Origin of the sequence: Burkholderia sp. HI2761 (assembly GCF_002223355.1) — a bacterium.
Classification (GTDB): domain Bacteria; phylum Pseudomonadota; class Gammaproteobacteria; order Burkholderiales; family Burkholderiaceae; genus Burkholderia.
In genome coordinates, this window is the sequence record NZ_NKFN01000004.1 from 1,659,549 (window position 1) to 1,672,362 (window position 12,814).

Here is a 12,814-nt window from a genome sequence, read left to right on the forward strand (position 1 = left end):
CCGCCCGACGCATGTCGCGCGCCGCGGCCGGCAACCCGCGCCGGTCGCCCGCATCCGCGGGAGTTTACACGTGGACGAGCGTACCTTCGTCCTCGCCCAGCACGATGCGCTTGAGCGCGCCCGGCTTGTTGATCGAAAACACGCGAATCGGCAGCTTCTGGTCGCGGCACAGCGCAAACGCCGTCGCGTCCATCACCTGCAGGTTGCGGCTGATCGCCTCGTCGAAGCTGATCGTCGCGTAGCGCGTGGCCGACGGATCCTTCTTCGGATCGGCAGAATATACGCCATCGACCTTGGTCGCCTTCAGCACGACCTCGGCGCCCACTTCCGAGCCGCGCAGCGCGGCGGCGGTGTCCGTCGTGAAGAACGGGTTGCCGGTGCCGGCCGCGAAGATCACGACGCGGCCTTCCTCGAGCTGACGGATCGCGCGGGGCCGGATGTACGGCTCGACGACCTGATCCATGCGCAGCGCGGACTGCACGCGCGCCTCGATGCCGGCGTGGCGCATCGCGTCCTGCAGCGCCAGCGCGTTCATCATCGTCGCCAGCATCCCCATGTAGTCGGCCGTCGCGCGGTCCATCCCGGCCGCGCCGCCCGCGACGCCGCGGAAAATATTACCGCCACCGATCACGACCGCGAGCTGCGTCCCGAGACGCACGACTTCCGCGATATCGGCCACCATCCGTTCGATCGTCGCGCGATTGATGCCGAAGGCATCGTCGCCCATCAGCGCTTCGCCGGAGAGTTTGAGGAGGACGCGTTTATAGGCATTGGACATAGGGGCTTCCGAGCGACGAGAGGATGACAACCACGAACTGTAGGGGCGAAATACTGATTCGGGCAAGCGCCGCCGACCGGACCGGGGTTCCCGGCCGGCCGGCGACGCCGCCGGCCGCGGCGGAGCGGACGCCCGCCGCGGATACTGCCTGACTGCTTACTGCTGCTTTGCTGCTGCGACTTGCGCGGCCACTTCGGCGGCGAAGTCGTCCTGGCGCTTCTCGATGCCTTCGCCGACGACGAACAGCGCGAACTTCTGCACTGCGGCATTCGCTGCCTTCAGCATCTGCTCGATCGTCTGCTTGTCGTTCTTCACGAACGGCTGGTTCAGCAGCGACACTTCCTTCAGGTACTTCTGGACGCTGCCGTCGACCATCTTCGCGACGATTTCGGCCGGCTTGCCCGATTCGGCAGCCTTCTGCTCGGCCACGCGGCGCTCCGTCTCGATCAGTTCCGCCGGCACGTCGGCCGACGACAGCGCGACCGGCTTCATCGCGGCGATGTGCATCGCGACGTCCTTGCCGACCTGCTCTTCCGCGCCCGTGTACTCGACGATCACGCCGATACGCGCGCCGTGCAGGTACGTGGCGATCTTGTTCGCGGTTTCGAAACGGACGAAACGGCGGATCGACACGTTCTCGCCGATCTTGCCGATCAGCGCGAGACGCACTGCGTCGACGGTCGAGCCTTCGAGCGGCAGCGCCGACAGCGCGCCCACGTCGGCCGGGTTCTGCGTCGCGACGAGTTCCGCGACCGTCTTCGAGAAGGCGAGGAAGTCGTCGTTCTTCGCGACGAAGTCGGTTTCGCAGTTCAGCTCGACCAGCGCGCCGGCGTTGCCGCCGACGAACGATGCGACGACGCCTTCCGCCGTCACGCGCGATGCGGCCTTGCTCGCCTTGTTGCCGAGCTTGACGCGCAGCAGTTCTTCAGCCTTGGCCAGATCGCCGTCGGCTTCCGTCAGCGCCTTCTTGCACTCCATCATCGGTGCGTCGGTCTTTGCGCGCAGTTCTGCCACCATGCTTGCGGTAATTGCCGCCATCATTCGCTCCTTGAGTCTGTGTTCACAACGCCGCCCGCTTGGACGCGAACGGCCGAGATTCGTTTCCGGACCCGCGCCGATTCGGCGCGATCAGGTCCGGCGCACAAGCTTAAAAAAAGGGGGCCTGTTGAGAGCCCCCTTTTTGCGCCGGCTCGGGGCCAGTTACGCGTTTTCCTCGACGTACTCGTCGTCGCCGCGCGCCGCCTGGACCACTTCGTTGACCGCGTTCGCACGGCCTTCGAGGATCGCGTCGGCCACGCCTTCAGCGTACAGCGCGACTGCCTTGCTCGAGTCGTCGTTGCCCGGGATCACGTAGTCCACACCTTCCGGCGAGTGGTTCGTGTCGACCACGGCGATGACCGGCACGCCCAGCTTGTTCGCTTCCGTGACGGCGATCTTGTGGTAGCCGACGTCGATGACGAAGATCGCGTCCGGAATGCCGCCCATGTCCTTCACGCCGCCGATCGACTTCTGCAGCTTGGCGATTTCACGTTCGAACAGCAGCGCTTCCTTCTTGCTCATCTTCTCGGTTTCGCCCGATTCGACAGCCGCTTCCATGTCCTTCAGGCGCTTGATCGATACCTTCAGCGTCTTGAAGTTGGTCATCATGCCGCCGAGCCAGCGTGCGTTGACGTACGGCATGCCCGCACGTTGCGCTTCCTGGGCGATCGTGTCACGCGACTGGCGCTTCGTGCCGACGAACAGGATCGTGCCGCGGTTCGCTGCCAGCTGGCGCACGTACTTCTGTGCGTCCGTGAACATCGGCAGCGTCTTTTCGAGGTTGATGATGTGAATCTTGTTGCGGTGACCGAAAATGAACGGAGCCATCTTCGGGTTCCAGAAGCGCGTCTGGTGACCGAAGTGGACACCCGCTTCCAGCATTTGGCGCATCGTAACTGCCATGTAAATTCTCCACGAGGGTTGGGTCTTAAGCCGGCTGCCGTACCGCCGCGCGAACCCGCCCGAAGGGCGAGCATGCCGCGCGGCCGGCACCCTGGGTGCGCCGGCTTGCGATTCGACACGTGCAAGATGCCCGTGCCGTAAGCCTTTCACCGCGATGCCGCCCCAACATGGGGACAATTCGGCATTTGGATATCGACTTAGCCAAAGAGTATAGCACGCGGATTTGTCCGCTCTCAAGTCGCGCGGCACTTTCGCTTGCCGCGCGGCAGCGGGCCGGACAATCGGCGAAAACCCGCAGCCGCGCGGCCGGCAGGGGCTGCGAGGCCCGCCATAAGGTGCGATAATCCGTCAATTCACCGCATTCCAGGCATACCTCGATGGCTATTACGCTCAAAAACGAACACGATATCGCGGAGATGCGCGTTGCCTGCCGTCTCGCGAGCGAAGTGCTCGACTTCATCACGCCGCACGTCGTCGCGGGCGTCACGACCGCCGAACTCGACCGGCTCTGCCACGAGTTCATGCTCAACGAGCAGGGCACGATCCCCGCGCCGCTGAACTACCAGCCGCCCGGCTATCCGCCGTACCCGAAGGCCACCTGCATTTCGGTCAACGACGTGATCTGCCACGGCATTCCCGGCGAGAAGGTGATCAAGAACGGCGATGCGCTGAACATCGACATCACCGTGATCAAGAACGGCTATTTCGGCGACACCAGCCGGATGTTCATCGTCGGCGAGGGGTCGATCCTCGCGAAGCGCCTCGTGCAGACGACCTACGAATGCATGTGGCTCGGCATCGACCAGGTCAAGCCCGGCGCGCACCTCGGCGACATCGGCTACGCGATCCAGAAGCACGCGGAAGCGCAAGGCTACAGCGTCGTGCGCGAATACTGCGGCCACGGCATCGGCACGGTGTTCCACGAGGATCCGCAGGTCGTCCACTATGGCCGCCCGGGCACCGGCATCGAGCTGAAGGCCGGGATGATCTTCACGATCGAGCCGATGATCAACGCCGGCAAGCGCGACATCCGCACGATGCCCGACCAGTGGACGGTCAAGACGCGCGACCGCAGCCTGTCCGCCCAGTGGGAGCACACGGTGCTCGTCACCGAAACCGGCTACGAAGTGCTGACCGTGTCGGCCGGCACGCCGGCGCGCCCCGTGTTCGCGCAACCGGCCGCCGCCGTCTGAGCGCCGTCGCGCCCGCCCGCCCACTTCCGCACCTGAACGGCCGCCCATGAGCGCTCACGCTGCCCCCTCGCCCGAAGCGCTGTCGCGGCGCGCCGAATTCAAGGCCGCCAAGACGGAGATGCTCGAGCGCTTTCGCCGCGCGGCGAACGTCGCGCCGCTGATGCACGCGCTGTCGAAACTCACCGACGACGCACTGAAGCGCGTGTGGGACGAATGCGGGCTGCCCGCGACGCTCGCACTCGTCGCCGTCGGCGGCTACGGGCGCGGCGAGCTCGCGCCCTATTCCGACGTCGACATCCTCGTGCTGCTGCCCGATGCGCACGACCCGGCGCTCGACGCGCGCATCGAGCGCTTCATCGGAATGGCGTGGGATCTCGGCCTCGAGATCGGCAGCAGCGTGCGGACGGTCGCACAGTGCATCGAGGAGGCGTCGCAGGACGTCACGGTGCAGACCTCGCTGCTGGAAGCGCGCCGCATCGTCGGCAGCACCGCGCTGTTCGAGCGCTTCACCGTGCGCTACCACGAAGCGCTCGACGCACGCGCGTTCTTCACCGCGAAGGTGCTCGAGATGCGCCAGCGCCACGCGAAGTTCCAGGACACGCCGTACAGCCTCGAACCGAACGTGAAGGAGAGCCCCGGCGGGCTGCGCGACCTGCAGACGATCCTGTGGATCGCGCGCGCGGCCGGCTTCGGCAGCAGCTGGCGCGAACTCGACACGCGCGGCCTCATCACCGATCGCGAAGCGCGCGAGCTGCGCCGCAACGAAGGCTTCCTGAAGACGCTGCGCGCGCGGCTGCACGTGATCGCCGGACGCCGTCAGGACATGCTCGTGTTCGACCTGCAGACGCAGGCCGCCGAAAGCTTCGGCTACCAGCCCACGCAGGCCAAGCGCGCGAGCGAGCAGCTGATGCGCCGCTACTACTGGGCAGCGAAAGCCGTCACGCAGCTCGCGACGATCCTGATCCAGAACATCGAGGCGCAGCTCTTCCCCGCGACGAGCGGCATCACGCGCGTGCTGTCGGCCGATCGCTTCGTCGAGAAACAGGGGATGCTCGAGATCGTCGACGACGGCGTGTTCGAACGCCATCCCGACGCGATCCTCGAAGCGTTCCTGCTGTACGAAACGACGCGCGGCGTGAAGGGCCTGTCCGCCCGCACGCTGCGCGCGCTGTACAATTCGCGCGAAATCATGAACAACGCGTGGCGCCGCGATCCGCAGAACCGCGACACGTTCATGCGGATCCTGCAGCAACCCGAAGGGATCACGCACGCGTTCCGGCTGATGAACCAGACGAGCGTGCTCGGCCGCTATCTGCTGAATTTCCGCCGCATCGTCGGGCAGATGCAGCACGACCTGTATCACGTATATACGGTCGACCAGCACATCCTGATGGTGCTGCGCAACATCCGCCGCTTCGCGGTGGCCGAGCATGCGCACGAATACCCGTTCTGCAGCCAGCTGATCGGCAACTTCGAGCGCCCGTGGGTGCTGTATGTCGCGGCGCTGTTCCACGACATCGCGAAGGGCCGCGGCGGCGATCACTCGACGCTCGGAATGGCCGACGCGCGGCGCTTCTGCCGCGAGCACGGCATCGCCGGCGACGACGCGGCGCTGATCGTGTGGCTCGTCCAGCATCACCTGACGATGAGCCAGGTCGCGCAGAAACAGGACACGAGCGACCCCGAAGTCATCAAGCGCTTCGCCGAGGTCGTCGGCAACGAACGGTATCTCACCGCGCTCTACCTGCTGACCGTCGCCGATATCCGCGGCACGAGCCCGAAGGTGTGGAACACGTGGAAGGGCAAGCTGCTCGAGGATCTCTACCGCATCACGCTCGCGGTGCTCGGCGGCGCGAACCCCGACGCGCATTCGGAGCTGAAGTCGCGGCAGGAGCAGGCGCTCGCGCTGCTGCGCCTGGAAACCGTGCCCGACGATGCGCACCGCGCGTTGTGGGATCAGCTCGACGTCGGCTTCTTCCTGCGTCACGACGCGGCCGACATCGCGTGGCAGACGCGCGTGCTGTACCGGCACGTGAACGCCGAAACCGCGATCGTCCGCGCGCGGCCGTCGCCGATCGGCGACGCGCTGCAGGTACTCGTGTACGTGAAGGACCGCCCCGACCTGTTCGCGGGCATCTGCGCGTATTTCGACCGCAACGGGCTGTCGGTGCTCGATGCGCGCGTCAGCACGACGCGGCACGGCTATGCGCTCGACAACTTCATCGTCACGCAGACCGAACGCGACGTGCGCTACCGCGACATCGCGAATCTCGTCGAACAGCAACTCGCGACGCGGCTCGCCGAAACCGCACCGCTGCCGGAGCCGTCGAAGGGCCGCCTGTCGAGGCTGTCCCGGACGTTTCCGATCACGCCGCGCGTCGACCTGCGGGCCGACGAGCGCGGTCAGTACTACATCCTGTCCGTGTCCGCCAACGACCGGCCGGGCCTTCTCTATTCGATCGCGCGCGTACTCGCCGAACATCGGATCGGCGTCCATGCGGCGCGGATCAATACGCTCGGCGAGCGCGTCGAAGACATCTTCCTGCTCGCGGGCGCCGGCCTGTCCGACAACCGCCTGCAGATCCAGCTCGAAACCGAATTGCTGCGTGCGATCGCAGTCTGAATGAATCCCCAGCGTTTATGCGCACCAAATTAACCGTCAAGAATCCGAAGCCGGCGTCGCCGACTCGCGCCCCCGTCCGCTCCGGCAGCCTCGTCGCCCGCAAGGCGGTGCGCCCCGCCGCGCCGCCCGCCGGGGACAAGCCGGCCCGCCCGAAGAAGGCGTCTTCGGCAGCCGCCGGCGACCGCCCGTTCAAGCCGCGCGGTGCCGCAGGCGCCGAGCGCCCGGGTGCGGATCGCGCACCGGCCAAGCGTGCGCCGCGTGACGGCGGTGCCGAACGCGGCCCGCGAGCCCCGTATCGCGACAACGCAGCCGGCGAAGGTGCGAAGCGCAGTTTCGGCGACCGTCGCACGTCGTCCGATCGCCCGCCGCGCCGCAGCGACGACGATACGCGTCCGCGTCGTGCGGCAGGTGGTGACGACAGCAAGCGTCCGTCCTACCGCGACAACACAGCCGGCGAAGGCGCGAAGCGCAGCTTCGGCGATCGTCGTACGCCGTCGGATCGCCCGCCACGACGCAGCGACGACGATGCGCGTCCGCGTCGTGCGGCAGGTGGTGACGACAGCAAGCGTCCGTCCTATCGTGACAAGGCAACCGGCGAAGATGCGAAGCGCAGCTTCGGCGATCGCCGCACGCCGTCGGATCGCCCGCCGCGCCGCAGCGATGACAATGCGCGTCCGCGCCGTGCGGCAGGTGGTGATGACAGCAAGCGTCCGCGCCGTGCGGCAGGTGGTGATGACAGCAAGCGTCCGCCCTATCGTGACAAGGCAGCCGGCGAAGATGCGAAGCGCACCTTCGGCGACCGTCGTACGCCGTCGGATCGCCCGCCGCGCCGCAGCGATGACGATGCGCGTCCGCGCCGTGCGGCAGGTGGTGATGACAGCAAGCGTCCGTCCTACCGCGACAAGGCAACCGGCGAAGGTGCGAAGCGCAGCTTCGGCGACCGCCGCACGCCGTCCGATCGCCCGCCGCGCCGCAGCGATGACGATGCGCGTCCGCGCCCTGCGGCAGGTGGTGACGACAGCAAGCGTCCGTCCTATCGTGACAAGACAGCCGGCGAAGGCGCGAAGCGCAGCTTCGGCGACCGCAGCACGCCGTCCGATCGCCCGCCGCGCCGCAACGACGACGATGCGCGTCCGCGCCGTGCGACAGGCGGTGACGACAGCAAGCGCCCGTCCTACCGCGACAAGGCAACCGGCGAAGGCGCGAAGCGCAGCTTCGGCGACCGCCCGGCCCAGCCCGCGCGCGACGGCGAGCGCCGTTCGTTCGGCGCGGTGAAGACCGCGCAACCCGTCAAGCGCGCGGCGGCCGACGTCGACTACGGCGACGAAACGGGCCTGATGCGCCTGTCGAAACGGATGTCCGAACTCGGCATGTGCTCGCGCCGCGAAGCCGACGAATGGATCGAAAAAGGCTGGGTGCTCGTCGACGGCGAACGCATCGACACGCTCGGCACCAAGGTGCGCGCCGACCAGAAGATCGAGATCGACGAGCGCGCGAGCGCCGCGCAGGCCGCGCAAGTGACGATCCTGCTGCACAAGCCGGTCGGTTACGTGTCGGGCCAGGCGGAAGACGGCTACGAGCCGGCGGCCGTGCTGATCACGCGCGCGAACCGCTGGAGCGGCGATCATTCGCCGGTGCGCTTCTCGCCGCAGCACCTGCATGCGCTCGCACCGGCCGGCCGTCTCGACATCGACTCCACCGGCCTGCTCGTGCTGACGCAGAACGGCGTGATCGCGAAGCAGCTGATCGGCGAGCAGTCGGACATCGACAAGGAGTACCTGGTGCGCGTGCGCTTCGGCGAACGACTGCTCGACATCGATCAGCACTTCCCGGCGGAATCGCTCGCGAAGCTGCGCCACGGCCTCGAGCTCGACGGCGTCGCGCTGAAGCCCGCGCTGGTGAGCTGGCAGAACGGCGAGCAGTTGCGGTTCGTGCTGCGCGAAGGCAAGAAGCGCCAGATCCGCCGCATGTGTGAACTGGTCGGCCTCGACGTGATCGGCCTGAAGCGTGTGCGGATGGGCCGCGTGATGCTCGGCGCGCTGCCGCAGGGCCAATGGCGCTACCTGTCCGCCGACGAGACGTTCTGACCTCGGGCACGTCACGTGCACCCGCCATGAAAAAACCCGCTTGCGCGGGTTTTTTCTTTTCCACGGGAGCGCGGCCGATCAGTCGTCGTCGGCCGGATCGAGGCCCGGGAACAACACCTCGGTGAAGCCGAAGCGCGTGAAGTCGGTAATCCGCATCGGATACAGCTTGCCGATCAGGTGATCGTATTCGTGCTGGACCACCCGCGCGTGGAACCCCTCGGCGACACGATCGATCTTCTCGCCGAACTGGTCGAAGCCGCTGTAGCGCACTTTCGCGTAGCGGCTGACGACGCCACGCATGCCCGGCACCGACAGGCAGCCTTCCCAGCCCTCTTCCATCTCCGGCGGCATGTACTCGATCTTCGGGTTGATCAGCACGGTCTCGGGCACCGGCGGCGCATCCGGGTAGCGGTTGTTGTTGCCGAAGCCGAAGATGATGATCTGCAGCCCGATGCCGATCTGCGGCGCGGCCAGCCCGGCGCCGTTCGCGTGGTGCATCGTCTCGAACATGTCCGCGACGATCTCGTGCAGCTCGGCGGTATCGAACCGCTCGACCGGTTGGGCGACTTCGAGCAGGCGCGGATCGCCCATCTTCAGGATCTCGCGAATCATGGCGTATTGCCCTCCAGGAGTTGGTGCAGACCGTCTTCGTCCAGCACGGGGATGCCGAGTTCCTCGGCCTTCGCGAGCTTGCTGCCGGCTTCGGCGCCCGCGACCACGTAATCCGTCTTCTTCGATACCGAACCCGCCACCTTGGCGCCCGCCGCTTCGAGCATCTCCTTCGCCGCATCGCGCGTGAGATTCGGCAGCGTGCCCGTCAGCACGACGGTCTTGCCCGCGAGCACACCCTGCGGCGCCTTCGGCGCGGGCGGCCCTTCCGGCCACGTGACCTTGCCCGGCGCGCGCAACTGCTCGATCACGGTCCGGTTGTGCTCCTCCGCGAAGAACTGATGGAGCGATTCGGCGACGATCGGCCCGACGTCGTTGACTTCGAGCAGTTCCTCGATCGACGCGTCCATGATCGGCGTCAGCGAGCCGAAATGCTTCGCGAGATCCTTCGCGGTCGATTCGCCGACATGACGGATGCCGAGCCCGTAGATGAAGCGCGCGAGCGTCGTATGCTTCGCCTTCTCGAGCGAATCGAGCAGATTCTGCGCGGACTTCTCGGCGAACCGGTCGAGTTCGGCCAGCGTCGCGAAGCCGAGATTGAACAGGTCGGCCGGCGTACGTACCAGTTTCAGTTCGACGAGCTGGTCGATGATCTTCTCGCCGAGGCCGTCGATGTCGAGCGCGCGGCGCTGCGCGAAATGCCACAGCGCCTGCTTGCGCTGCGCCGGGCAGAACAGCCCGCCCGTGCAGCGCGCGATCGCCTCGTCCGGCAGGCGCTCGATCTTCGAGCCGCACACCGGACATTCGGTCGGCATCACGAATTCGGCCGCATCCGCCGGGCGCCGGTCGAGCAGCGCGCCGACGACTTCCGGAATCACGTCGCCCGCGCGGCGCACGATCACGGTGTCGCCGATCCGGATGTCCTTGCGGCGCACTTCGTCCTCGTTGTGCAGCGTCGCATTGGTCACGGTCGCACCGCCGACGAACACCGGCTCGAGACGCGCGACCGGCGTGATTGCGCCGGTACGGCCGACCTGCACGTCGATCGCGACGAGCTTCGTCAGCGCTTCCTGCGCGGGAAACTTGTGCGCGAGCGCGAAGCGCGGCGCACGCGACACGAAGCCGAGCCGCTCCTGCTCGTCGCGCCGGTTGACCTTGTAGACGACGCCGTCGATGTCGTACGGCAGCGAATCGCGCTTCTCGCCGACCTTGCGGAAGAAATCGAGCAAGCCTTCGGCGCCGTGCACGACCGCGCGCTCGCGGTTCACCGGCAGGCCGAACGCCTCGTACCAGTCGAGCAGCGCGCTGTGCGTGTCGGGCATCGGCATGCCGTCGAGCACGCCGATTCCGTACGAGAAGAACGACAGCGGACGCTGCGCGGTGATCTTCGAGTCGAGCTGGCGCAGGCTGCCGGCCGCCGCGTTGCGCGGGTTCGCGAATTCGCGCTGCTCGGCCGCGCGCTGGCGCTCGTTCAGGCGTGCGAAATCGCGCTTGAACATCAGCACCTCGCCGCGCACGTCGAGCAAGGCCGGCACGTGCTTGCCCTTCAGCTTGAGCGGAATCGAGCGGATCGTGCGCACGTTCTCGGTCACGTCCTCGCCCGTCGTCCCGTCGCCGCGCGTCGATGCCTGCACGAACACGCCGTGCTCGTAGCGCAGCGAAATCGCGAGGCCGTCGAACTTCAGTTCGCACGCGTATTCGACGGGCTCCGTCACCGAGCCGGCGAGATCGGTCGTCTTGGCGAGCGCGTCGGCGACGCGCTTGTCGAACGCGACGACGTCCTCGTCGGCGAAGCCGTTGTTCAGCGACAGCATCGGCGCATCGTGGACGACTGGCGTGAAGCCGCCGGCCGCTTCGCCACCGACGCGCTGCGTCGGCGAATCGGGCGTCACGAGTTCGGGATGGTCGGTTTCGAGTTGCTGCAGCTCACGGAACAGCCGGTCGTATTCCGCGTCGGGCAGATCCGGCTGGTCGAGCACGTAATAGGCGTAGTTCGCCCGCTCGAGTTGGTCGCGCAGCCACGCGGCGCGCGCGTCGGGCTGGCTGGCTGGCGGTTCGGCTTGGGTTCGGGCCATGCTGGCGGCAGATTCGTTCTGAAAAAATCGGATGCCCGATTATCTCAGTTTGACGTCGCGGCGGGGCACGCAATGCGGGCCCGATGACATGCTGCAGCGCACACGAAACGGTGCGCGCCGCAGCGACGAACGACGGCGCCGCCGAGCGCCGTCCGCGCCGTCGCGTTACTGGCTGAAGAGACGGCGCGTGACCGGCGAACCGGCCGGGATGCCGGCTTCCTCGAGCTTCGCATACAGCTTCATCAGCTGCTGCTCGATCGCGAGCAGTGTCGACTCCGGCAGCGGCCGGCGCGAATCGTCGACGACGCGTGCGCCGATCCGCTCGGACAGCGACTTCGCGTAATCGCACATCAGCCGGAACGGCAGGATGTCCTCTTCGGCCACCGGCACGTCGAGCACCAGCGTGATCATGTTGCCGCCCTTGTACGTCAGGTCGTCGCGCAGGAAGTTCGTATCGCCGAACTGCAGCATGAACACCGGGTTCTGCTTCGCGTCGAGCTTCACGAAACGCGTGCCGTCGCGCGACAGCAGCAGCCCGTCCTGGGAAGCGACCGCCTGCACGTAGTTCGCGGACCACGGCGCGCCGTCCGACATCACGTTGATCGACAGCTGTGCGTCGCACTGCGCGGCAAACGCGTCGAGCTCGCGCGCCATCGCGACCGTTTCCATCATGTCCGGGAATTCCGGCGCGCCGTCGATCGCGTCGGCGAACTGCTGGACGCCCGTCACGAATTCGGAGAATTCGAGCTCGTTCAGCGCGCCGCCGCGGTTCGCGAGCTGCGCGGCCGCGCGCAGCTCTTCATAGCGCACGCCGTTCTGCAGCAGCTCCCACTGGCCGCCTTCCGGCTTGCCTTCGATATGCACGGGCTTGCTGCCCGCGCGGCGCAGCCGCTGCGCAAACGGCAGGATCTTGTCGCCCGGCAGCGGCCCGGTGAGGCGGATCGGCACGATGCAGTCGATGCGGCGGTCGACGATCGCGGGCGGCGTCGACGAGATCGTCGTCGCGGCCGGCATCACCGGTTCGGTCGGCTCGGCCGGTTCGGCCGCCGCTTCGCGTGCGGCGGCGGGTACGGCTTCTTCACCGGCCGCCGGTTCAGTCGATTCCGACGACGTGTCGACGCCCGTCGCCTCGGCCTGCAGGTCGGCCGGCGTATCGGCCGGTGCCGCGCCGCCGGCGCCCCCGCCGAACGTCGGCTCGACGCGCGCGGCTTCGGCCGCGGCCGTCGTCGTCGCCGCGACCGGTGCCGCGGGCTCGCGGCGCACCGGCTGACGCACCGGTTCGATGAACGGCAACTCTTCGTCGCGCTCGGGGCGGTTCATCGCCTCGGCCGCTTCCTCCGGCATCGGGCGCGGCATCCTGCGCCGCACTTTCGCGCCCTGCCATGCGTTGTAGACCACGACGCCGCCCACCACGACGGCGCCCGCGCCGATCAAACCGAGTGTCAACTCGTCCATGCACGCTCCATCAGCAATTCTTTTTCGTCGGGACCGCGAACGGGCGCCCATGC

9 protein-coding genes are annotated in these 12,814 nt (G+C 67.3%); 3 read left to right on the top strand and 6 right to left on the bottom strand.

Annotated features, from left to right (window positions below):
• Positions 1–64 precede the first annotated feature (64 nt).
• From pyrH to rpsB, 3 genes are all read right to left on the bottom strand, one after another.
• Positions 65–778, bottom strand: a complete 714-nt coding sequence (pyrH, locus tag CFB46_RS14595; RefSeq protein WP_027784771.1) for a UMP kinase — start codon at positions 776–778, stop codon at positions 65–67.
• A gap of 156 nt (positions 779–934) precedes the next feature.
• Positions 935–1,816: a translation elongation factor Ts gene (tsf, locus tag CFB46_RS14600; RefSeq protein ID WP_027784772.1), complete on the bottom strand. Its 882-nt coding sequence runs from the start codon at positions 1,814–1,816 to the stop codon at positions 935–937.
• 162 nt (positions 1,817–1,978) lie between these two features.
• Positions 1,979–2,719, bottom strand: a complete 741-nt coding sequence (gene rpsB / locus CFB46_RS14605) for a 30S ribosomal protein S2 (RefSeq protein WP_006758564.1) — start codon at positions 2,717–2,719, stop codon at positions 1,979–1,981.
• A gap of 377 nt (positions 2,720–3,096) precedes the next feature.
• Here rpsB and map point away from each other — a divergent pair, with 377 nt between their 5' ends.
• From map to CFB46_RS14625, 3 genes are read left to right on the top strand one after another with little or no spacing between them, the layout of a single operon-like run.
• On the top strand, positions 3,097–3,912 hold the full coding sequence (gene map / locus CFB46_RS14615; RefSeq protein ID WP_012328760.1) for a type I methionyl aminopeptidase: 816 nt from the start codon (positions 3,097–3,099) through the stop codon (positions 3,910–3,912).
• A gap of 46 nt (positions 3,913–3,958) precedes the next feature.
• On the top strand, positions 3,959–6,535 hold the full coding sequence (locus tag CFB46_RS14620; protein ID WP_027784773.1) for a [protein-PII] uridylyltransferase: 2,577 nt from the start codon (positions 3,959–3,961) through the stop codon (positions 6,533–6,535).
• A gap of 17 nt (positions 6,536–6,552) precedes the next feature.
• Entirely contained in the window at positions 6,553–8,622 is a 2,070-nt protein-coding gene (locus CFB46_RS14625) for a pseudouridine synthase (RefSeq protein ID WP_080681346.1), read from the top strand.
• Between the two features lie 78 nt (positions 8,623–8,700).
• Here the strand turns inward: CFB46_RS14625 and def are convergent, their stop codons facing one another.
• The 3 genes from def to CFB46_RS14640 form a co-directional block, all read right to left on the bottom strand.
• Positions 8,701–9,234: a peptide deformylase gene (gene def, locus CFB46_RS14630; protein WP_027784775.1), complete on the bottom strand. Its 534-nt coding sequence runs from the start codon at positions 9,232–9,234 to the stop codon at positions 8,701–8,703.
• Positions 9,231–11,306 carry an NAD-dependent DNA ligase LigA gene (gene ligA, locus CFB46_RS14635; RefSeq protein ID WP_027784776.1) on the bottom strand — a complete coding sequence of 692 codons (2,076 nt, stop codon included), beginning with the start codon at positions 11,304–11,306 and terminating at the stop codon, positions 9,231–9,233. The genes def and ligA overlap by 4 nt, the downstream gene beginning before the upstream one ends.
• Before the next feature lie 165 nt (positions 11,307–11,471).
• Positions 11,472–12,761 (bottom strand): cell division protein ZipA C-terminal FtsZ-binding domain-containing protein, encoded by a 1,290-nt coding sequence (locus CFB46_RS14640; RefSeq protein ID WP_027784777.1) that lies wholly within the window; start codon positions 12,759–12,761, stop codon positions 11,472–11,474.
• Between the last annotated feature and the right edge of the window lie 53 nt (positions 12,762–12,814).

Bases quoted from the DNA above. Each gene is read 5' to 3' on its own strand.
- tsf (WP_027784772.1), bottom strand. From the start codon at position 1,816: ATGGCGGCAATTACCGCAAGCATGGTGGCAGAACTGCGCGCAAAGACC.
- CFB46_RS14640 (WP_027784777.1), bottom strand. From the start codon at position 12,761: ATGGACGAGTTGACACTCGGTTTGATCGGCGCGGGCGCCGTCGTGGTG.
- ligA (WP_027784776.1), bottom strand. From the start codon at position 11,306: ATGGCCCGAACCCAAGCCGAACCGCCAGCCAGCCAGCCCGACGCGCGC.
- CFB46_RS14620 (WP_027784773.1), top strand. From the start codon at position 3,959: ATGAGCGCTCACGCTGCCCCCTCGCCCGAAGCGCTGTCGCGGCGCGCC.
- pyrH (WP_027784771.1), bottom strand. From the start codon at position 778: ATGTCCAATGCCTATAAACGCGTCCTCCTCAAACTCTCCGGCGAAGCG.
- rpsB (WP_006758564.1), bottom strand. From the start codon at position 2,719: ATGGCAGTTACGATGCGCCAAATGCTGGAAGCGGGTGTCCACTTCGGT.
- CFB46_RS14625 (WP_080681346.1), top strand. From the start codon at position 6,553: ATGCGCACCAAATTAACCGTCAAGAATCCGAAGCCGGCGTCGCCGACT.
- def (WP_027784775.1), bottom strand. From the start codon at position 9,234: ATGATTCGCGAGATCCTGAAGATGGGCGATCCGCGCCTGCTCGAAGTC.
- map (WP_012328760.1), top strand. From the start codon at position 3,097: ATGGCTATTACGCTCAAAAACGAACACGATATCGCGGAGATGCGCGTT.